This window comes from Aquimarina sp. ERC-38, from assembly GCF_026222555.1.
In the GTDB taxonomy this organism is placed as follows: domain Bacteria; phylum Bacteroidota; class Bacteroidia; order Flavobacteriales; family Flavobacteriaceae; genus Aquimarina.
The window spans coordinates 982,135-1,002,686 of sequence record NZ_CP098511.1 but is presented as its reverse complement, the minus strand read 5'-3'; the positions used below and the strand labels follow the sequence as shown (position 1 = coordinate 1,002,686).

General features: G+C 36.5%; 19 protein-coding genes. 10 read left to right on the top strand and 9 right to left on the bottom strand.

The genetic code is table 11. The features are described 5' to 3' along the window. Positions 1 to 186: 186 nt before the first annotated feature. From NBT05_RS04325 to NBT05_RS04305, 5 genes are all read left to right on the top strand, one after another. Complete coding sequence (locus NBT05_RS04325; RefSeq protein WP_265772228.1) at positions 187 to 1,119, top strand: ketopantoate reductase family protein; 933 nt, start codon at positions 187 to 189, stop codon at positions 1,117 to 1,119. Between the two features lie 282 nt (positions 1,120 to 1,401). Then, positions 1,402 to 4,584 (top strand): leucine--tRNA ligase, encoded by a 3,183-nt coding sequence (locus NBT05_RS04320; protein ID WP_265773206.1) that lies wholly within the window; start codon positions 1,402 to 1,404, stop codon positions 4,582 to 4,584. A 191-nt stretch (positions 4,585 to 4,775) separates the two neighbouring features. Beyond that, positions 4,776 to 6,362, top strand: coding sequence for a SulP family inorganic anion transporter (locus tag NBT05_RS04315; protein ID WP_265772227.1), 1,587 nt, complete (start codon positions 4,776 to 4,778; stop codon positions 6,360 to 6,362). Next, on the top strand, positions 6,362 to 6,997 hold the full coding sequence (locus NBT05_RS04310; RefSeq protein WP_265772226.1) for a carbonic anhydrase family protein: 636 nt from the start codon (positions 6,362 to 6,364) through the stop codon (positions 6,995 to 6,997). The genes NBT05_RS04315 and NBT05_RS04310 overlap by 1 nt, the downstream gene beginning before the upstream one ends. A 304-nt stretch (positions 6,998 to 7,301) precedes the next feature. After that, complete coding sequence (locus NBT05_RS04305) at positions 7,302 to 9,143, top strand: SulP family inorganic anion transporter (protein ID WP_265772225.1); 1,842 nt, start codon at positions 7,302 to 7,304, stop codon at positions 9,141 to 9,143. Here NBT05_RS04305 and NBT05_RS04300 read toward each other — a convergent pair. Further along, positions 9,136 to 9,657, bottom strand: a complete 522-nt coding sequence (locus NBT05_RS04300) for a CvpA family protein (protein ID WP_265772224.1) — start codon at positions 9,655 to 9,657, stop codon at positions 9,136 to 9,138. The two genes, NBT05_RS04305 and NBT05_RS04300, sit on opposite strands and share 8 nt — an antisense overlap. 230 nt (positions 9,658 to 9,887) lie before the next feature. Here NBT05_RS04300 and NBT05_RS04295 point away from each other — a divergent pair, with 230 nt between their 5' ends. Genes NBT05_RS04295 through NBT05_RS04285 form a run of 3 tightly spaced genes read left to right on the top strand, consistent with a single transcriptional unit; the run spans position 9,888 to position 11,742 of the window. Continuing rightward, positions 9,888 to 10,244 (top strand): hypothetical protein, encoded by a 357-nt coding sequence (locus tag NBT05_RS04295; RefSeq protein ID WP_265772223.1) that lies wholly within the window; start codon positions 9,888 to 9,890, stop codon positions 10,242 to 10,244. 55 nt (positions 10,245 to 10,299) lie between these two features. Continuing rightward, positions 10,300 to 11,319: a phenylalanine--tRNA ligase subunit alpha gene (pheS, locus tag NBT05_RS04290; RefSeq protein WP_265772222.1), complete on the top strand. Its 1,020-nt coding sequence runs from the start codon at positions 10,300 to 10,302 to the stop codon at positions 11,317 to 11,319. Between the two features lie 27 nt (positions 11,320 to 11,346). Beyond that, a complete protein-coding gene (locus NBT05_RS04285) occupies positions 11,347 to 11,742 on the top strand; it encodes a hypothetical protein (protein WP_265772221.1) in 396 nt (131 codons plus the stop codon). Positions 11,743 to 12,057: 315 nt separating this feature from the next. Here NBT05_RS04285 and NBT05_RS04280 read toward each other — a convergent pair whose 3' ends face one another. After that, a complete protein-coding gene (locus tag NBT05_RS04280; RefSeq protein WP_265772220.1) occupies positions 12,058 to 13,086 on the bottom strand; it encodes an NAD-dependent epimerase/dehydratase family protein in 1,029 nt (342 codons plus the stop codon). A 226-nt stretch (positions 13,087 to 13,312) separates the two neighbouring features. On the opposite strand from NBT05_RS04280, the gene tyrS reads away from it, so the two are divergent. Beyond that, positions 13,313 to 14,611, top strand: a complete 1,299-nt coding sequence (gene tyrS / locus NBT05_RS04275; protein ID WP_265772219.1) for a tyrosine--tRNA ligase — start codon at positions 13,313 to 13,315, stop codon at positions 14,609 to 14,611. A 69-nt stretch (positions 14,612 to 14,680) separates the two neighbouring features. Here tyrS and NBT05_RS04270 read toward each other — a convergent pair whose 3' ends face one another. The 7 genes from NBT05_RS04270 to mutY form a co-directional block, all read right to left on the bottom strand. Beyond that, a complete protein-coding gene (locus tag NBT05_RS04270) occupies positions 14,681 to 15,553 on the bottom strand; it encodes a DMT family transporter (RefSeq protein ID WP_265772218.1) in 873 nt (290 codons plus the stop codon). A gap of 131 nt (positions 15,554 to 15,684) precedes the next feature. Further along, a complete protein-coding gene (locus NBT05_RS04265) occupies positions 15,685 to 15,972 on the bottom strand; it encodes a helix-turn-helix domain-containing protein (RefSeq protein ID WP_265772217.1) in 288 nt (95 codons plus the stop codon). Further along, positions 15,969 to 16,310, bottom strand: coding sequence for a type II toxin-antitoxin system RelE/ParE family toxin (locus NBT05_RS04260; protein WP_265772216.1), 342 nt, complete (start codon positions 16,308 to 16,310; stop codon positions 15,969 to 15,971). The genes NBT05_RS04265 and NBT05_RS04260 overlap by 4 nt, the downstream gene beginning before the upstream one ends. A 162-nt stretch (positions 16,311 to 16,472) precedes the next feature. Continuing rightward, on the bottom strand, positions 16,473 to 17,045 hold the full coding sequence (gldD, locus tag NBT05_RS04255; protein ID WP_265772214.1) for a gliding motility lipoprotein GldD: 573 nt from the start codon (positions 17,043 to 17,045) through the stop codon (positions 16,473 to 16,475). Then, the gene (gene gldE / locus NBT05_RS04250; protein ID WP_265772213.1) at positions 17,035 to 18,363 is read right to left on the bottom strand and encodes a gliding motility-associated protein GldE; all 1,329 of its coding nucleotides are present in this window, start codon (positions 18,361 to 18,363) and stop codon (positions 17,035 to 17,037) included. The genes gldD and gldE overlap by 11 nt, the downstream gene beginning before the upstream one ends. A gap of 25 nt (positions 18,364 to 18,388) precedes the next feature. Then, on the bottom strand, positions 18,389 to 18,856 hold the full coding sequence (locus tag NBT05_RS04245; RefSeq protein ID WP_265772212.1) for a single-stranded DNA-binding protein: 468 nt from the start codon (positions 18,854 to 18,856) through the stop codon (positions 18,389 to 18,391). Between the two features lie 70 nt (positions 18,857 to 18,926). Continuing rightward, complete coding sequence (mutY, locus tag NBT05_RS04240) at positions 18,927 to 20,000, bottom strand: A/G-specific adenine glycosylase (RefSeq protein WP_265773205.1); 1,074 nt, start codon at positions 19,998 to 20,000, stop codon at positions 18,927 to 18,929. 131 nt (positions 20,001 to 20,131) lie between these two features. Between mutY and NBT05_RS04235 the strand changes: the two genes are divergently transcribed. Then, positions 20,132 to 20,425 carry an HU family DNA-binding protein gene (locus NBT05_RS04235; RefSeq protein WP_265772211.1) on the top strand — a complete coding sequence of 98 codons (294 nt, stop codon included), beginning with the start codon at positions 20,132 to 20,134 and terminating at the stop codon, positions 20,423 to 20,425. Positions 20,426 to 20,552 lie beyond the last annotated feature (127 nt).

Genomic DNA, 20,552 nt, shown 5'->3' with positions numbered 1-20,552 from the left:
AGCGTTAGCGACCTGCAAGTCCGCAGACTGGTAAATGCTTTTTTCGCAACACATAACAGGTTCTTTATATTTTCATTTTATATATTTTAAAAAAATACAATAAAGTCTTGGTTCTAGATTCTAGAAGCGTTAGCGGTCTTGAATCTTTTACCAACTTATCATATTTTTGTCCGAAATTTAGATCAGATGCACATAGCAGTTATCGGTGCCGGGGGTGTAGGCGCTTATTTTGGAGGAAAACTGGCACATTCCGGTCAGAAAGTTACCTTTATCGCCAGGGGCGAAAGTTGTAAAGTTTTACAAACAAACGGGTTACAGGTAAAGAGTATTGCTGAAGAAACTTATATAACTAAAAACTTTAAAGTATTTCCAAACATCAGTGATTTACAACATCCGGATATCGTCTTGATCTGTACTAAATCCTGGCAGGTCGCCGAAGTGGCAAAAGAACTGGCAACAGTTATTCATCCCAATACGGTAGTGATTCCCTTACAAAACGGGGCAGATAATGTTGACAAGCTATTACAACACCTGGACAAACAGAACATAATGGGCGGGCTTTGCAAATTGTACAGTAAACTGGAACAACCCGGGGTGGTGAACCATTTTGGGCATACTCCCGAACTTATATTTGGAGAGATAGAACGAGGGCTTATTTCAGAAAGAGCAAAAACGATCCATACTATTTTAAACAGTGGCGGATTTAAATGCACACTATCTAAAGACATTTGGGTGGATATCTGGACTAAATTTATGTTTATCGCCACCGTAAGCGGACTAGGAGGCTTAACCCGAACGCCCATTCAGCAAATGTATCAAAACGTAAAATTACGTACCTTATTAAAACAAACCGCCGAAGAAATTTATGAAATTAGCCAGGCAAAAGACATCGGTTTACCTTCAAATATAGTTGCAACTACCATGAATTTTATCAGTAAACAACCCGAAGGAGCCACGGCTTCTACCCAGCGGGACTTAATGCAGGGCAAACCTTCAGAATTAGATAATTTTAATGGGTATATCGTACGTGAAGGAGAACGTCTACATATTGCAACCCCGGTCAATAATTTTATCTACCACTGCCTAAAACCTATGGAAGAAAAAGCAAGAAAAGTCTAGTATAATTTTAATAGTCTCAATTTTCAAAACTTTGCTCAAAACGAGTCATGACTCCTGTTTCTTGAGTCTAGAAGCGTCAGCGATCCCGTTTCCTCGCACCTGAGTCCAAAAGCGCAGCAATCCTGTTTCCTGACTCTCAAATCTCCACCCTAAAAACAGAATTATATAAATATAACCCTCATAAGAATAACCAAAACCCACCTTTACAAACCAAACGCAAAACCTTCAATATCCCTTTCAGTTTTAGTACATTTGCCTTCTTAAAAAACAGGAATGACAGGCATGAGTTACGATTTTAGGGAGATAGAATCCAAATGGCAAAAATACTGGGCAAAACACCAAATCTTTAAAGCTGAAAATCAAAGCGAAAAAGAAAAATTCTACGTACTAGATATGTTTCCGTATCCTTCCGGGGCAGGATTGCACGTTGGGCATCCCTTAGGGTACATTGCCAGTGATATCTACGCTCGTTACAAACGCCACCAGGGGTTTAATGTCTTACACCCGCAAGGCTACGATTCCTTCGGTTTACCGGCGGAGCAATACGCTATCCAAACCGGGCAACATCCTGCCGTAACTACTCGAGAAAACATTGCCCGGTACCGTGAACAATTAGATAAAATCGGATTTTCATTTGACTGGAGTCGCGAGGTAAAAACCAGTGATCCGGAGTATTATAAATGGACCCAATGGATCTTTATTCAACTCTTCGATTCCTGGTATGATAATACAACCGATAAAGCCCGGCCTATTGCCGAATTAATCACCGTTTTTAAAAAGGAAGGAAATACCACTGTAAATGCGGTTTGCGATGAAAATATTTCAAAATTCCCCGCCGAAGAATGGAATCAATACACCGAAAAAGAACAACAACAACTATTATTAAAATATAGGCTCACCTATCTAGCCGAAACTGAAGTAAACTGGTGTCCGCAACTGGGTACCGTACTAGCCAACGATGAAATTGTCAACGGAGTTTCGGAACGCGGGGGCTATCCGGTGGTAAGAAAAAAGATGACCCAGTGGAGTATGCGCATTACCGCCTATGCCGAACGCCTGTTACAAGACCTTCAAACCATCGACTGGCCACAACCCCTAAAAGATTCCCAAACCAACTGGATCGGTAAGTCTGTGGGAGCGCTGGTTAAGTTCAGAGTTATGAGTGATGAGTTAAGTAACTCTGAACTCTTAACTCCTCACTCTAAACTTGAGATAGAAGTTTTCACCACCCGCCCGGATACCATTTTTGGAGTGACGTTTATGACTTTGGCTCCGGAACATGAACTGGTGGCTAAAATCACTACACCTGAACAAAAAGAAGCCGTAGAAGCTTATGTGGAAGCTACAGCAAAACGTAGCGAACGCGAACGAATGGCAGATGTAAAAACAATCAGTGGGGTATTTACCGGGGCTTATGCCGAGCATCCTTTTACTAAAAAACCCGTTCCGATTTGGATTGGAGATTATGTATTAGCAGGATACGGAACCGGGGCAGTAATGGCGGTACCTTGCGGAGATCAACGGGATTATGACTTTGCCAATCATTTTAAAAACCAACCGGGGATGCCACCTATCTTTAATATTTTTAAAGATGTTGATATTTCCAAAGAAGCCTATACCGATAAACAAAACACCATCATCACTAACTCCGATTTCCTAGATGATCTTGATTATAAAGAAGCCAATCGGGTGGCTATTGAAACTTTAAAAGTATTAGGACAGGGCGAACGCCAAATCAATTATCGACTACGGGATGCAGTTTTTAGCCGACAACGCTATTGGGGCGAACCTTTCCCGGTTTATTATGTAGACGGAATGCCACAAATGATTGCCAAAGAGCATTTACCCATAAAACTACCGGAAATTGAAAAATACCTCCCCACCGAAACCGGGGAACCCCCTTTAGGCAGGGCAAAAGAATGGTATTGGTTAGAAAAAGACGGAACCGGTAAAATAGTAAGTAAAAAAGAATTTGAAAATATCTCTTCTCCAGATAGAAAAGGTGGGGCTTTAGAATTAAACACCATGCCAGGTTGGGCAGGAAGCTCCTGGTACCTGTTTAGATATATGGATCCAAAAAATGTCAACGAAATTGCATCCAAAGAAGCCTTGGATTATTGGCAAAACGTCGATTTATATATTGGTGGAAGCGAACATGCCACCGGGCATTTATTATACTCACGGTTTTGGACTAAATTTTTATACGATCGCGAAATCGTTCCGGTTCGTGAACCTTTTAAAAAGTTGATTAATCAGGGGATGATTTTGGGGGAGAGTGCTTTTATTCATCAAATAGGAGTTAATTTTGGAGGTTTTATCAATCCAGAATTAAAACTTTCAACTGAAGACAACAAAAAGTTAGAAACTTTAAGAAATAAATATAACATCATAGAAAATAGGCTTTACTCCTATGATTTAATGAAGATCTTCAGAAAACACTATAATAAACCTCGAAATAAAGAAGAGATACAACATAATTATATTCGTGAAAAACTAACTACTAAAGTTCAAAATTTAGTTTCGAAGGAAGTTAAAGAAATGAACTTAAAGGGGAAAATCATGATAACTTCTTTCAAGTATTATAAGATTCATGTTGATACGTCCTTATTAAAAGGAACTACAAACGCACTTGATATTGAGGCTTTTAGATTGTGGCGTCCAGAGTTTAAAAATGCCGAATTTATTCTAGATAATGGTGAGATCTATAAAGAAATAGACTCCTCTCCTTCGGGGAGGCCGGGAGGGGATTTTATAGTATCCCGCGAAGTCGAAAAAATGTCCAAATCCAAATATAACGTCGTTAACCCCGATGATATTTGCGAGCAATACGGTGCGGATACCTTACGTTTATATGAAATGTTTCTAGGACCGCTAGAACAAGCCAAACCCTGGAATACCGCCGGAATTACGGGCGTACATAATTTCCTGAAAAAACTATGGAAACTCTACCATTCCGGTGAAAAAGGAAGCTTTTATACCATAGATACAACAATTGCCGAGGAAAAAGAGGGGGCTAAAATATTACATAAAACCATTAAAAAAGTACAGGATGATATTGAGAACTTCTCTTTCAATACTTCCGTAAGTACCTTTATGATTGCGGTAAACGAATTAACGGCAGCTAAATGTTATTCCAAATCTGTTTTAGAACCCCTTTTAATTCTTTTATCACCCTATGCCCCGCATATTAGTGAAGAATTATGGAGTAAATTCGGACATCAACAATCCATTGCGACCGCTCCGTTTCCGATATATGACGCAAAATTTGTACAGGAAAGTACTAAAACCTATCCGGTTTCCTTTAACGGTAAAAAACGTTTTGAGATGGAATTATCACTGGATTTAACCAAAGATCAAATAGAAGCAGCGGTAATGCAACATGAAAAAACCCAACAACAACTTTCCGGTCGAGCCCCTAAAAAAGTAATTATTGTTCCCGGAAAAATTGTAAATATTGTAGGATAAAGTCTTTGTATAATTCTAAGGTCTTTTATAGTTAAATCAAAATACATGTAAACACGAAACACAGCACAACCTCACATTTTTACAAATCATTAACGCATTCGTGATAGTATTACTATTATTTTTAGTTTCTTGCAAAGAAATGATACATCTTGCTAATATTTAATATCATTTTTTACTAAAAATTAAATAAAATGTTTAAACACTTAAAAAGTGATATTCCGGCAAGTATTGTGGTCTTTTTTGTCGCATTGCCTTTATGTCTGGGTATTGCCCTTGCCAGTGGCGCCCCTTTATTTTCAGGATTAATTGCGGGTATTATTGGAGGTATTGTGGTAGGTGCTTTGAGTGGATCACAAATTGGGGTCAGTGGTCCGGCTGCCGGATTAGCCGCTATTGTATTAACGGCAATAGGTACTTTGGGAGGCTATCAGAATTTTCTGGTGGCCGTGGTACTTGGAGGCATTATTCAAATATTATTTGGAGTTTTAAAAGCAGGGATCATCGGATATTATTTTCCCTCTTCGGTAATTAAAGGAATGCTAACCGGGATTGGGATTATCATTATTTTAAAACAAATCCCTCATTTCTTTGGCTATGATAAGGATCCGGAAGGAGATTTTTCGTTTCTTCAGGTAGATGGTCAAAATACCTTTTCAGAAATATTAAATTCGGTCAATTATATTAGCCCGGGAGCAACCTTAATTGCGTTGATCTCTCTGGGAATATTGTTATTATGGTCTAACGTACTGGTAAAAAAAGGCAGGATTTTTCAGTTAATTCAAGGTCCGCTGGTAGCCGTAGTCGTTGGTATTATTTTTTATTTAACTACGCAATCCTCGGACACCTGGGGGATTTCACCCGAGCATTTAGTAAGCGTTCCTATTCCGGATAACCTTAGTTCTTTTTTAGGACAGTTCAGTTTTCCCAATTTTTCGGCAATTACAAACCCTCAAATTTGGGTAACCGGATTTACCATTGCGTTAGTTGCCAGTCTGGAAACCTTACTTTGCGTAGAAGCAACAGATAAACTAGACCCTGAAAAAGGAGTGACCCCTACTAACCGGGAGTTACTTGCCCAGGGAACCGGTAATATTTTATCCGGATTAATAGGTGGATTGCCGGTAACTCAGGTGATTGTTCGTAGTTCAGCCAACATTCAATCCGGCGGAAAAACTAAAATGGCGGCTATCCTTCACGGTTTTTTATTATTAATTTCAGTAATCTTAATACCCGGATTATTAAATAAAATCCCACTTTCCGTATTAGCAGCTATCTTATTTATTGTAGGGTATAAATTAGCAAAACCTGCCTTATTTAAAACTATGTATCAACTGGGTTGGAAACAGTTTGTTCCATTTATTGTAACCGTAGTAGGGATTGTTTTTACAGATTTGTTAGTAGGAATTGGATTGGGCTTGCTAGTAGGTATTGTGGTTATTCTTATCAAAAGTTACCAAAATTCTCACTTTCTTCATATTCAGGATAAAAGTGACGGCGTACATAGGATCAATATGACCCTGGCAGAACAGGTTACTTTTTTTAATAAAGGCGCTATTTTGAAGGAATTGGATACATTGCCTGAAAATACTGTTTTAACTTTGGACGTGCGGAAAACGAAGTTCCTGGACTACGATATTATCGAGATTCTGGAAGATTTCTCTGAAAAAGCTAAAAGTAGAAATATTACCATTCATTTAATATCCGAACGAGGAGAAGTAAAAAACCCAGATAGTTATATTGAATTTTTTATGAAACCTAAATTAACAGAACCCATCTAATGAGAAAAGCATATACTAAGGAAGTTCAGGCTTCTATATCACCGGATAAAGCCTTGACCTTATTAAAAGAAGGAAACCAACGTTTTGTTGAAAATAAAAAAGAAGATAAAGACCTCTTAGATCAAATGAAAGATACGAGCAGAGGACAATATCCGTTTGCTACCGTACTCAGTTGTATCGATTCCCGGGTATCTTCAGAACTTATTTTTGACCAGGGAATCGGGGATATTTTTAGTGCCAGGGTGGCGGGTAATATTGTAAACGAAGATATGCTGGGTAGTATGGAGTTTGCCTGTAAATTGGCTGGAACTAAAATTATCGTGGTGCTAGGTCATACCAGTTGTGGAGCGGTAAAAGGAGCCTGCGATAACGCACAGATGGGAAATTTAACCGCCTTACTTTCTAAAATTAAACCAGCTGTAGTTGCAGTAAAAGAACCTTCTGAAGCTTCACAAAGAAACTCGGGCAACCTGAAATTTGTCGATGAAGTGGCAAAAAAGAATGTTCAACTCACATTAGATAATATCCGAACGAGAAGTCAGGTTTTAAAAGAAATGGAAGAACATAACGAAATCCTATTAATTGGAGGAATGTACGATATCAGTTCGGGTAAGGTTACCTTTTTTGAAGCGTAGTACTTTCTTTGATTGAGTACATACATAGAAAGAAAGCTTTCTATTTTAGTTATCAACTAATTCATAACTATAACATAATTAGAAAAAAGCGTCAATTCGAGTGTTTTTTCGTAATAAAATGAGGAAAAAACAACTTGTCCTTGACTCGATCGAGGATATCGAGAATAGTTTTTTGACTAAAACCCTTGTTCTCGATAGTTCTGCTGAACTGGTTGAAGCACACTTCTTCCTTCGGTCGAAGCACTCGAACTGACGGATTTTACAATAGTAAATTTACAAACTATCAAAGGCTAACTAACCATTTATGAAAGGTTTATTTTCTAATTTAAAAGGAGATTTTTTTGGAGGTTTGACTGCCGGAATCGTAGCACTACCGCTAGCCTTGGCTTTTGGAGTTTCTTCAGGATTGGGTCCCTCTGCAGGGTTGTACGGAGCTATTTTTATTGGCTTGTTTGCCGCTATTTTTGGGGGAACAGCCACGCAAATATCCGGGCCTACTGCTCCGATGACTGCCGTAAGTACACTGGTAATTGCCGGAATTATTGCAGCAAATGAAGGAGATATAGAAAAAGCGTTACCTGCTATTTTAACGATTTTCTTAGTGGCAGGCTTGATCCAGATTGGATTAGGTGCGGTTGGTATCGGTAAATATATTAAATTTATGCCCCAACCCGTAGTTTCCGGGTTTATGACGGCAATTGGGATTATGATTTTAATTACCCAAATACTACCGGCAATAGGATATTACCCAAAGGAAGATACTGAACTTATTAATAACTACTTACCACAAGGAGAAGAGCGTATTCTTAACCGAACCATAAAAGAAGAAAACATAGATAATATTTTTGTAGTAGAAGATCTAAGAAAAACCTTATCTCAAACAGAAAATATAAACCCAGATGAAATTCTAAAAGAAGCTAAATCTGTCGCAGCAGCTAAAACTTCCGGGGTGTTAGGTACCCTGAAAATATTGCCTAGGTCAATCCAATATATCAACTGGTTAGAACTTATATTATGTCTGGCAACCATATTGATTATTTATGGATTTAAGAGGGTTACTACGGCCATACCCAGTACGTTAGTAGCATTGATCCTGGTATCTGGGGTTGCTTATTTTATGAATTTAGAATACCGTCCGATCCAGGAAATACCAGGAGGGTTTCCAGTACCTAATGTATCCATTTTCACCAATTTCGATTTTGGATTAATTTCGCCTTATTTATTAACCTCCTTATCCCTTGCTTTTCTAGGAAGTATAGATTCTTTATTAACCTCAGTAATTGCCGATAATATGACCAAAACCAGGCATCAACCAAATAGAGAATTGGTAGGACAAGGTATTGGAAATAGTGTCGCTGCGTTGTTCGGAGGAATTCCAGGGGCAGGAGCTACTATTCGAACCGTAGTTAATATAAATGCTGGGGGTAGGACAAAGTTGTCTGGGATTATAGCAGGGTTGCTTTTACTGGTTATTTTACTTGCCTTAGGACCGGTAGCTTCTCAAATTCCGGCTGCGGTACTAGCAGGCATCTTAATAACCGTAGGCTTTGGCGTAATGGATTATAAAGGTCTAAAAGCAATTCCGCATATGCCTAAAATCGAAGTTGCTATTATGCTGATTGTCCTTATACTTTCCGTTTTTTGGAACTTGGTATATGCCGTAGGCGTTGGCTTGGTACTAGCAGCTTTGGTTTTTATGAAAAAGATGGGCGACTATACCGCAACGGCTTCTAAAATAAACCGGTTACATGACTTAAATGAAGATTTATGGACAGACGAAAAAAGTTTGCCGAATCATCTTAGGGAAGATATTGTGATAAAGCACTTAAACGGTCCCTTATTTTTTGGCGCCAGCAAGGAAATTCAGGTACTGGCTTCTCAAATTCCTGAAAAAGTTGCTGCTGTAATTATACGAATGGACAACGTTCCTTATATGGACCAGTCCGGGTTATACGTGCTGGAAGAAATTCTTTTTTCACTAAAACAAAAAGAAGTACTGACGTATATTATTGGTTTACAACAACAACCTAGGTATATGATGACTTCTATTGATATTATTCCGGATTTGGTATCAGACGAACGTATTTTTCAAAACTTTGATGAATGCCTGAGTACTATTCAACTCCAGGTACAGTCAGTTAAATAAGATTTGATTCCTCTACATTTTCACGATCTGATTTTCTCATGATCTTCGGTAGAATCATAGGGGCAATTTTACGTACGGGTTCATAAAGATAAGATTCGTCCAGGGTTTCTTGTTTAAAAAATTGTAAAGACCGGTTTCCCGCATCTACCAGCATTAAAATGGCACTAGCAATAAAAGCCATTTTTAAAATTCCGAAGGCGGCACCCAGAAGTTTATTTACAATTCCTAAAGAAGCAAAATCCGCTATCTTAGTCAAAATTTTTCCGGCTAAAGTGACCAAAATAATAACAATGACAAAAGTGATAGCAAAGGATGCTAATTTTATGGCAGTATGATTATCCTCTGCTGTATTTGGAAAAAAGTAAGAACCAACTACTTCAGAAAAGTGTACGGCAATGTATAAACCTACCACAAGCGCGATCAGCGAAGCTAAAGAAGAAAACAATCCTTTACTAAACCCCCGAATTAATCCCCAAAGCAAAAGTACCGCAAGGATAATATCTATATAATTCATAAAGACAATTCATTTGGCTCGCAATATAAGAATTGTTCAATCGTAAGATGTTATTAATTTTAATGGGTTACCCATTAAAATTTTTAAATTTCCATGATTTAGTAAATACTCCCTCCATTAGGGGGGCAGGGGGTGGGACTCAAACTAAAAAAGGATTAGATTTTATATCTCCACTAAACATAAGTATATATACTAAAGATTGTATTTTTGCATTCTGAACAGAAGTCCATATGGTTGGAGATGAAAAATTAAAAGAACGCTGGGAAGTTTTACTAAAAAAACTGTCTTCGCAATTCGCTGATGGTGACGAAATAGACCTGGATACCATCATTTACCTGGTTGGTGTTCAGGAATTGGGACAAATACATCGCAAATTTAAGAAAGATGAAAAACTGGATTTGATGCATATTGCCATCTGTAGGTTGTTAGAACCTTATGGATATTATGAGTTTGATTTTTATGATGATGATGGTTGGCCTCATTATAAAGTTTTAGAACAATTACCACATTTAAAAGCTGGCGAACAGTCAGTTTTAATGAAAGAAGCCATTGTTCAATATTTTGTCAAACAAGAATACATCCGTTAGAAAAATGTATTTTTGCCAGTAGCTGAAACCAAAACCTGTTGAAAAGATAAAACAGATGATAGATAAGATCAAGGAATATATTGCCGAAGTTGAAGATTTTCAAGCTAAATCCAAAGAAGAAATTGAAGCTTTTCGGATTAAGTTCTCTGGAAAGAAAGGGATTATCAACGATTTTTTCTCAGAATTCAGAAACGTTGCCGTAGAACAAAAAAAGGAGTTCGGGCAAGCGATTAATACCCTTAAAAATATAGCTGAAGAAAAGGTAAAGCTTTTAAAAGAAGAAGCAGATACCAGTACACAGTACCAGAGTAAAGGTGAGGATATTACACGACCGGGAGAACCTATTAGTATAGGTTCGCGACACCCAATATCCTTAGTAAAAAATAATATTATCGACATCTTTTCTCGTATTGGGTTTAATGTAAGTGAAGGTCCTGAAATTGAAGATGACTGGCATAATTTTACTGCCTTGAATTTACCCGAATATCATCCGGCGCGAGATATGCAGGATACCTTTTTTATACAAACGGATCCGGATATTTTATTGCGAACACATACCTCATCAGTACAGGTACGGTATATGGAAAATAACAAACCGCCTATTCGTACCATTTCGCCAGGTAGGGTATATCGTAACGAAGCGATTTCTGCCCGGTCCCATTGTTTTTTCCATCAGGTAGAGGGTTTATATATCGATAAAGATGTCTCTTTTGCCGATTTAAAACAAACTTTGCAATACTTTACCCAGGAAATGTTCGGAAAGTCAAAAATCCGGTTGCGTCCTTCTTACTTTCCGTTTACAGAGCCTAGTGCTGAGGTAGATGTATATTGGGGCCTGGAAACCGAAACCGATTATAAAATGACTAAAGGAACGGGTTGGTTAGAGATCATGGGTTGCGGGATGGTAGACCCTAATGTTTTAAAAAATTGTAATATCGACCCGGATGAATACAGCGGATTTGCCTTTGGAATGGGAATCGATCGGATTGCTTTATTGCAATACGGGATTTTAGATATCAGGTTATTAAGCGAAAATGACAAACGGTTTTTAGACCAGTTTATTCCGGCATTGTAATTACTATTGTCTAAATTAATATCTATTTTGAAAAAAGATATTCATATTCCGGTTGTAACCGATGTGTACGTGGCAGTAGTCAGGGAATGGAACGATGAATTTACCGCTAATGAGTGGAATGCCTATTTAATTAATGATAGCGGTCAAACCTTAGAAACGGCGTTGGTAGTAACTAAAGGTTATGATGATCTAAAAAAGACATCTTTACTACGTCATAACTTAGGAGATATTGCTCCCAAGTCTTTTAGAAAGATAGAATACGTTCAGGATGAAGTATTATCGATGATCAATACTTTTTCAGTTACGTATTTTCATAACAATCAACTCTTTGATAAGCGTTTTGTTTTCCCTAAAAATACAATTAACGAAAGAGCACTGCAAGACTTACCGATTATGGAGGTGCAGGGGGTTTTGAGGAAATAGTGTTTTGAATCATTAATGTCCGGTAAAGATTCAAGACCCGCCTGCAGACGGGCAGGTCGCTATCGCTTCTAGAACCAAGAATCAAGACAAATTATTTTTATAAAGTAAAAAAGTAACCTTTAACTACTTTAAAGTTTGGTATTATTTTATTTTACTATGCTGCGTAAACTTTTGTTTATTTTAATCGGACACTAATTTTTCTAAATATTGAATTTTAGTATGCTTTTGAACCGGATTGTTTCGGTTATGCTTAGTACAAATCCTAATTTCAGTAATGATAGCAATTTACCCATCTAAGTTGCAAAGTCATATTTCTTATTTGGTATTGCTAACGTTATAATACTTTTTAAAATAATCAGCAGTTTCTTGAATTGCTTTATCTACTGGAATAAAAGAATAATCCAGTTCTTGTACAATTTTAGAATTATCATAAACAGATTCCGAAAAAGCACTTTTTACGGTGGCATTAAACAATTTTCTCCGCTTTCCAGTTAATAAATAACGAAGGTTGTAATACCATACGGCCAGTTGCATTCCTATTTTACTTGCTTGTTTATGCGGAGCAGGTTTATTTAGTGCATTTGCTACCGTAGAAAAGAATTGCTGAAAAGACCAGTTTTCAGCTACGAGGACATAGCGTTCGTTTTTTATACCTTTATCAACCAATGCAGTCATACAGGAAGCTACATCTTCTGCTGCAATATATCCGCTGATACCTGGGGTGTAATAAGATAAACCTTTGGCGATCCGTCTAAAGAAATAACCACTTCCGGATGTAAAAAAGCCACTGCCAATAATAATGCCCGGATTCACAATGATAACCTGTAATCCTTCTTGAGAACCACGCCAAACTTCCATTTCTGCTCCGTACTTTGTAATGGCGTATACCGAATGTTTATGTTCCGGGTTCCATTCGGTTTTTTCATTAATTTTTTGAGAAGATACACTTTCGCCCAAAGTAGCAATACTACTTATATGGCATAAAGTATGAACTCTATGTAAAACACATTGATTTACAATATTAGCAGTCCCTTCAATATTAATTTTTCGTAGTTTAGAATAGTCCGCCGGATCAAAAGAAATCAGGGCAGCACAATGGTATACTACGGTAATTCCTGTAAAAGCTGTTTCTAAAGTTACTACATCAGTAATATCTCCCTGTACCCATTCAATCCTTTGGAAACTATTTTCAGTATTGGATGCACTTAATTTCAAATAAACCTCTCGGGTATGATCAAGTTTTTCCTGTGTACGGTACATAGCCCGAATCTTCCGGTTCCCTCTGGTAAGTTCGGATAAAAGATAAGTACCTACAAGGCCCGTAGCACCGGTAACTAAAATCATATAGTCTTAATTGATAAGCTAAAGTAAGTATAAATAGTAGGCTTTTGGTTTCCTATCAGAATTTCGGTGGTTTTTTGGCTTTTATATTTGGAAAAAAATCTAATGTATGAATTAAGTACAATCTGGGTTTTATTATTCTCACTAGTTTTATTGTATTTAAACATTTATGATTACAAGCATAAGGTTTCAGATTTATATCTTTGCGATCCAGTAGAACAAAATTACTATGATTTCAAATTTTATTGAAGAATTACAATGGCGGGGGATGTTACATGATGCTATGCCCGGAACCGAAGAATATCTGCTAGAAGAAATGCGGGCTGCTTATGTGGGTTTTGATCCTACCGCAGATTCTTTGCACATTGGTAATCTGGTTCCCATCATGCTGTTGGCACATTATCAAAGAGCAGGTCATAAACCGGTAGCTTTAGTCGGAGGCGCAACAGGCATGATTGGTGATCCTTCGGGAAAGTCGGCTGAGCGAAATTTACTGGATGAAAAAACCTTGCGTTATAACCAGGAAGCTATTAAAAAACAACTGGGGCGTTTTTTAGATTTTGAAAGCAAAACTGCAAATGCTGCGGTTTTAGTAAATAACTACGACTGGATGAAGGATTTTTCCTTTTTGGATTTTATCCGGGATGTTGGAAAACATATTACAGTCAATTATATGATGGCAAAAGATTCCGTTAAAAACCGGATTTCTTCGGAGTCTACAGACGGTATGTCTTTTACCGAATTTACCTACCAATTGGTACAGGGTTATGATTTCTTACACTTATATAAAAACCTGGATTGTACGTTACAGATGGGCGGTAGTGACCAATGGGGTAATATCACCACAGGAACGGAGTTGATCCGTAGAATAGGAGGAGGTAAGGGCTATGCCTTAACCTGTTCGCTTATTACCAAATCTGACGGTTCCAAATTTGGAAAATCAGAAGGTGGCAACGTATGGCTGGATGCAAAACGTACCTCTCCCTATAAATTTTACCAATACTGGTTAAATTCCAGCGATGAAGATGCCGAAAAATATATTAGAATTTTTACTTTTCTAAAGAAAGAAGAAATAGAAGTATTAATTAAAGAACATCAGGAAGCTCCGCACGCCCGTAACCTTCAGAAAAAATTAGCTGAAGAAATTACGGCTATGGTGCATTCAACCGAAGATTTGGAGAATGCAGTCAAAGCTTCTGCTATCTTGTTTGGAAAATCTACTTCTACCGACTTAAAAAGCCTTGATGAAGCTACGTTTTTAGATGTATTTGAAGGGGTTCCCCAAGCACAATTATCTAAGGATAAAATAGAAGATGGAATTGATATTATCGCTGCCCTAGCTGAAGAAACTAATTTTCTAAAATCTAATGGGGAAGCAAGAAGGGCATTAAAAGAAAATTCCATTTCGGTAAACAAAGAAAAAGTCACAGATAGTTATCAAATCACAAAAGATGATTTAATCAACGGGAAGTTCGTTTTATTACAACGAGGGAAGAAAAATTATTTTGTGGGGGTGGTCCAGGATTAACGAATCGTTCTTAAGATTTTTCAAAAAATTAAGAGTTTAAAATATGTTACTTCTTAAAATCTGGCAATTCTACTTCCGATTCGAAATAAAAACCCCTAGTATAATCACACCTGCTGATAAAAACTGTAGAAGAGTAAAATCTTCACCATCTAGAATACCCCAGGTAAAGGCAACTACCGGGATGGTATAGGTAACTGAAGATGCAAAAATCGGGTTACTGATTTGAACTAATTTATTAAACAACACTTTTGCCGTTCCGGTGCCTACTACGGCAAGAATGCCAACGTACCATAAACTGGTTTGTACTTTAGGATCTTGTAACGTTTCCGTAGCAAAGAAACCAGAAGCAATGAGTACAATAATAGCCGGAATAATTAAAAAAATAAAATTTCCTACGGCAATTGCCGTGGCGTTGATGTCCTGCATATACCGTTTAATAATATTCACATTAGCTGCATAACAAACGGAGGCTAGAATAACCAAACCGGCAAACCAATAGTTTTGACTGGGATTTACGTTAGAACCAATCCAGATTAAAGCGCAACACCCCAGAAGTCCGATAATAATTCCAATCAATTGATTTCGGGTAAAATTTATAGAAAACAATAAAGCTCCTAAAATTAAGGTAAGCAGGGGAGTGGTCGAATTAAGAATTGAAGTAATCGCACTATCAATTTCGGTTTGAGCATAAGCAAACAGAAAAACCGGTATAAACGTACCTACAAATGCCGAAATAGCAATCCACTTCCATTCCTTCTTTTTAATGGTTTTTAAGCTAGGTAACCCAATGAGTAATAAGAATACCGCAGCAAACAAGATACGTAAACTCCCTAATTGAAGGGGTGTTAAACCAAGTAAGGATTTTTTAATTAAAATAAAGGAACTACCCCAGACTAAAGAAAGAACTCCCAGGTAAACCCATTTTAAAGTATCTTTTGACATGCTTATAAAACTAACGGCAAAAGTCTTTAAAATAAATGAAATGTATGGTATTTATATGGATTAATAGTATGCTGATTTAAAAGCAGAATTAACCTATAGATTTTGTAAAGGAAATAGTAGAGAGATAGTATTTATAGTTGGAGGCTTACATTTAATTTTGCATCAAGTGCATTAAAAATTCGCATTACGGTTTCAAATGTTACATTGCCCGTATTATTTTCTAATCTTGAGATTTGAGCTTTTTTCACTCCTACCAATTCGCCAAGTTGTTCTTGAGTTAGTTTTCTTTTTTTTCGTGCTTTTTTTATCATATCTCCGATGAGTTCTAGTTTTAGCTCAAACTCATATTCTTCTCTTTCTTTAGTACCTCTTTTTCCAATCAATAAGTCTTCCGCTTTATCCAAAGTGTATTTTTTCATTCTTCTTTATTTTTAAAATACATTTTTCTAATATTTTCTGATCTTTCAATTTCTTTTTTGTCCACTTTACTAGTTTTTTTCAAGATTCCATGAGTTGCTAAAACTAACGTTTGATTTTTATCTTTTTTATCCCAAAAAGCTAATAGTCTATATTGTACACCTGAATATAATGTTCTAAACTCCCATATTTCACTTGTTAATTTTTTAAAGAATTTAGGATCATTATGTCGTTCTGCCCTACGTATGTTTTGAAAAATTTTCTTTTTAGCCTTAATATCTTGTTTTTTGATAAACTCAAAAGCTTCTTCAAGTAAAATAGTTTCAAACCTCTTTATCATTATTATTAAATAGGAAACATTGCAAATATATAAAAAGTTTCCTCGATTGTAAACTATCTTTTGTAATCCTAAAAGTTAAAGATTTAAATGTTTACAGAAATTATGATTGATTAATTTTATTATCTATGTATGACATTGTGATGAAGTTAAATTAACTCGACCTTACTCTTCCCACTCTAAGGTTTCAATCAAATGCACTACATCTTTGTACAAATAGTGTGCAGCTGGTAAAATAGAGTCGTAATTAGGTTTTGCCCGAAAATATACCGAGCCGGATATAAAATGAGAAGTGCTATCGGTAGCGTAAAACTGCGTGGTAGAGGCAGCATCCCCGCTTACCTTATTGATTTCGGCAAACACTCTTTTATCAGGATTGGTATATACTTCGGGTTTAATCGCATCCGCTTTTACCATATGTTCTTTAGTAATGTTTTGCGCATCCCTCAATAAAGAACGTAAATTGTTGGTAACCGGATAATAAGATAAATAGATAGTGGCTTTGAGTTGAGGATATGAGATATTCAACCAACAAGGGTTTTTTTGATCAATAGCGGTAGCTACGGTAATATTATTATGTTCAAAAGTATACGGGCAAGAGGTTTGCAAACTGTTATAGGTTGCCTCCGGAAAAGTCAGACCTAGCATCGCACGAGGTTTTGGATTAGTAGCTTCTTCTTGACACCCAAAACACATTAGTACTATAAGAATAATAATTACTAAAAGGCTAGACTTCATTCTTGATACTTAGTTTAATACGTTTAATACGTTTACTATCTAAAGCTTCTACTTTAAAAGTAAAGTTTGCTAAGTGTATAACTTCACCGGGTTTTGGAAAATTGCCTGAGAGTTCCAATAAAAGCCCCGCAAGCGTTTCCGCATCTCCTTTTTTCTCCTCAAACAGATCGGTATCTTCTAGCTGGATTACCTTATAAAAATCCTTAAGTGAAGTCCTTCCTTCAAAAATATAAGTGTCATCATCTAATTTTGAAAAAATCAAGTCTTCATCATCAAACTCATCGCTAATATCCCCTACAATCTCTTCAATAATATCTTCTAGCGAAATAAGGCCACTGGTACCTCCGTATTCATCAACTACGATGGCCAGGTGATTTTTTTTCAACTTAAAATCATTCAACAAATCATCCAGTTTTTTATTTTCCGGGACAAAATAAGGCTCCCTTAATAATTGGGTCCAGTCAAAATCTGTGGTATTAATATAAGGTAACAAATCTTTGACGTATAAAATACCTTTTACCTTATCAATACTTTCTTCAAAAACCGGAATCCGAGAATACCCTTGTTCTACTACTTCTTTAATAATAGTAGCATACGGAAGTTCGATATTCAACGCGAAAATATCAATACGGGGCTTCATCACCTGTTTCGTATCTGTATTTCCAAAGGAAACAATACCTTCTAGTATTTTTTTTTCCTCGGTCGTAGTATCTTCTTCTGAGGTTAATTCTAGTGCCTGTGATAGCTGATCTACACTAAAATTTGATTTTTGTTTTCCGAACTGATTATGAATTGCAATGGTAATGCTACGCATAGGAGAACTAATTGGTGTAATAAACCAATCCAAAACATTTAGAGGCTTTGCCATTAAGTTAGAAAATAAAACTTTATTACGACTTGCGTAGATTTTGGGTAAAATTTCTCCAAATAGTAGGATAAAAAAGGTTACAATACCTACTTCAACTACAAAACGAACATTAATCCAACCTAGCACAGTGTAGTTCAAGTCTTCAAAGTATATTTTACCGAGAATATCAAAAAGCAGTACGATGGCAATATTGATAAAGTTATTAGCAACTAAAATAGTGGCCAACAGTTTTTTTGGTTTTGCCAGAAGCTTTAAAATGATCTGTTGATTAGGGGTGGCAAGTTCTTTATCCTTAGGTAAATCCGAAGGAGTAAGGGAAAACAAAGCAACCTCACTACCAGATATTAAAGCAGAGCAAAAAAGCAAAAGAATAACCGCAAGAATATACGGAAGCTGAGAAGTTAGCAAAAAGGGAAAAACAAAAAGTAAAAATTCTGGGCCAGGGTCCAACGGCTAAAGGTTTGGTTAAACAAGTTTAAAAAGGTAAATCGTCTTCTTCGGGGATTTTGGAGGTAGGCTGAGTGTCTCCACTAACTGTTGGGGTTGTTTTAGCATCAGTTTGCATGGCAGAAACCCCTGGCATTGCACCTGATGATTGATTTTCTCCTTTAGGGGTTAAAAAGGTGAATTCGGTACATTGAATTTCAGTGGAGTAGCGATCATTGCCTTTATCATCCTGCCACTTACGGGTCTTTAACCTTCCTTCAATATATACTTTATCCCCTTTTTTAAGGTATTTCTCACAAATTTCAGCAGCTTTGTTACGTACCGTAATATTGTGCCATTCTGTAGTGGTCACCCGTTCTCCGGTAGTTTTGTTCATGTATGAATCATTAGTAGCTAAAGGAAATCGACCAATACTATTTCCGCCTTCAAAATAATGCATTTTAACTTCATCTCCGGTGTGTCCGATAAGCATTACTTTGTTAAGTGTTCCTGACATAAAATTTTAATTTTGAATGATTTGTGTTAGGTCTTTAGTAAATATACCAAAAAATGATGATATGGTAGGCTTACAAAATTAATTGATTCTTCTCAATATAGTCAATAGCATTGCCAATTAATATAGGTACCGGATAATTTCGGAGTTCGGAAAGCTTAATTTCTTCTTGATTTAGAGTCAGTTCAGGGACTGTTTCCGTATGGATTATATAGAATTCTGTATATAAATGTTGATGGCTTAATTTATGGACTTTGTGGTAGTCTTTGATTTTTTCAATTTGATACACTGTATCCTTTACCATATTTTGAAATAAAGGATGCTCAAAAATAAGCTTCTCACTTTTAGGAGCTTTATCAAACTCTAGTAAAGGAAATTCATACAGGTTTTGCCAAATACCTTTTTCCGTACGCTTTTGTAAGATAGTTTTAACATCTTTAATTACAAAGAGCAGGTACGTAAAATATCGTTTTTTGATTTTTGACTTTTTTAATTTAACCGGTAATTCTGATACGCTTCCTTTTTGTAAAGCGGCACAACTTTCGTTTAACGGGCAAATAATACAATACGGATTTTGAGGTTTGCATTGTAAAGCCCCGAATTCCATTATAGCCTGATTATAGGTATCAGGTTGTTCGGTATCTATTACCTGCAAAGCTATTTCTTTAAATTCTTTGATACCAGCCGTACTGTTAATAGGTGTAGCAATTTTAAAATAACGGGACAATACACGGTAAACATTACCATCTACAACCGGCGTAGGCTCCTTAAAACAGATAGAAGCAATAGCACTGGCAGTATAATCCCCAACTCCTTTTAATTTTAATAACTCTTTATAAGAATTTGGAAATTGCCCGCCATACTCCGATACAATCTGTTTTGCCGTATAATGAAGGTTACGGGCCCGACTGTAATACCCTAATCCTTGCCATAATTTAAGTACGGTTTCTTCTTCGGCTTCGGCAAGTTCAAACACGGTAGGAAAAGCTTCGATAAATGCGTTATAATATGGTAATCCTTGAGCAACCCGGGTCTGTTGAAGTATGATTTCGCTCAGCCAAATATGATAAGGGTCTGTCGTCTCCCTCCAAGGCATGGAACGTTTGTTTTGTAAATACCACGAAATGAGTTTTTTAGAAAAATAAATCATAAATTTGTCTGTTTTGTAAAATTAAAGCTTTAAAAGATCACTTTTTCATCTTAAGTCTTGATTTTTTGGATTTTAAATTATTATATTTGCCCCCTCAAAATTTAAATAAAACCCTAAAAGGAAGTATAATGACTAAAGCAGATATTGTAGCAAAAATTTCAGAGAAACTAGGTATTGAAAAAGGAGATGTTCAGGCAACTGTTGAGACCTTTATGGAAGAAGTAAAAAGTTCTTTGGAAAGTGGCGATAATGTTTATTTGAGAGGATTTGGTAGCTTTATTATCAAAACCAGAGCAGAAAAAACGGGAAGGAATATTTCTAAAAATACTACAATAAAAATTCCTGCACACAATATTCCGGCTTTTAAACCTGCAAAGATTTTTGTAGAAGGTGTAAAGTCCAACGTAGAAGTTAGTAAATAATCATATAAAAGAGCACACACTATGCCAAGTGGTAAAAAACGTAAAAGACACAAGGTTGCTACGCATAAGCGTAAAAAACGAAGAAGAGCCAACCGTCACAAGAAAAAGTAGTTGTTACAAACTACTT

Excerpts from the sequence above, each read along its gene's own strand:
- NBT05_RS04310 (WP_265772226.1), top strand. The coding sequence starts at position 6,362 with ATGAGAAAAGCATATACTAAGGAAGTTCAGGCTTCTATATCACCGGAT.
- NBT05_RS04260 (WP_265772216.1), bottom strand. The coding sequence starts at position 16,310 with ATGATAAAGAGGTTTGAAACTATTTTACTTGAAGAAGCTTTTGAGTTT.
- pheS (WP_265772222.1), top strand. The coding sequence starts at position 10,300 with ATGATAGATAAGATCAAGGAATATATTGCCGAAGTTGAAGATTTTCAA.
- NBT05_RS04300 (WP_265772224.1), bottom strand. The coding sequence starts at position 9,657 with ATGAATTATATAGATATTATCCTTGCGGTACTTTTGCTTTGGGGATTA.
- NBT05_RS04295 (WP_265772223.1), top strand. The coding sequence starts at position 9,888 with ATGGTTGGAGATGAAAAATTAAAAGAACGCTGGGAAGTTTTACTAAAA.
- tyrS (WP_265772219.1), top strand. The coding sequence starts at position 13,313 with ATGATTTCAAATTTTATTGAAGAATTACAATGGCGGGGGATGTTACAT.
- gldD (WP_265772214.1), bottom strand. The coding sequence starts at position 17,045 with ATGAAGTCTAGCCTTTTAGTAATTATTATTCTTATAGTACTAATGTGT.
- NBT05_RS04280 (WP_265772220.1), bottom strand. The coding sequence starts at position 13,086 with ATGATTTTAGTTACCGGTGCTACGGGCCTTGTAGGTACTTATCTTTTA.
- NBT05_RS04320 (WP_265773206.1), top strand. The coding sequence starts at position 1,402 with ATGAGTTACGATTTTAGGGAGATAGAATCCAAATGGCAAAAATACTGG.
- NBT05_RS04235 (WP_265772211.1), top strand. The coding sequence starts at position 20,132 with ATGACTAAAGCAGATATTGTAGCAAAAATTTCAGAGAAACTAGGTATT.
- NBT05_RS04325 (WP_265772228.1), top strand. The coding sequence starts at position 187 with ATGCACATAGCAGTTATCGGTGCCGGGGGTGTAGGCGCTTATTTTGGA.
- NBT05_RS04245 (WP_265772212.1), bottom strand. The coding sequence starts at position 18,856 with ATGTCAGGAACACTTAACAAAGTAATGCTTATCGGACACACCGGAGAT.
- NBT05_RS04270 (WP_265772218.1), bottom strand. The coding sequence starts at position 15,553 with ATGTCAAAAGATACTTTAAAATGGGTTTACCTGGGAGTTCTTTCTTTA.
- NBT05_RS04305 (WP_265772225.1), top strand. The coding sequence starts at position 7,302 with ATGAAAGGTTTATTTTCTAATTTAAAAGGAGATTTTTTTGGAGGTTTG.
- NBT05_RS04265 (WP_265772217.1), bottom strand. The coding sequence starts at position 15,972 with ATGAAAAAATACACTTTGGATAAAGCGGAAGACTTATTGATTGGAAAA.
- NBT05_RS04315 (WP_265772227.1), top strand. The coding sequence starts at position 4,776 with ATGTTTAAACACTTAAAAAGTGATATTCCGGCAAGTATTGTGGTCTTT.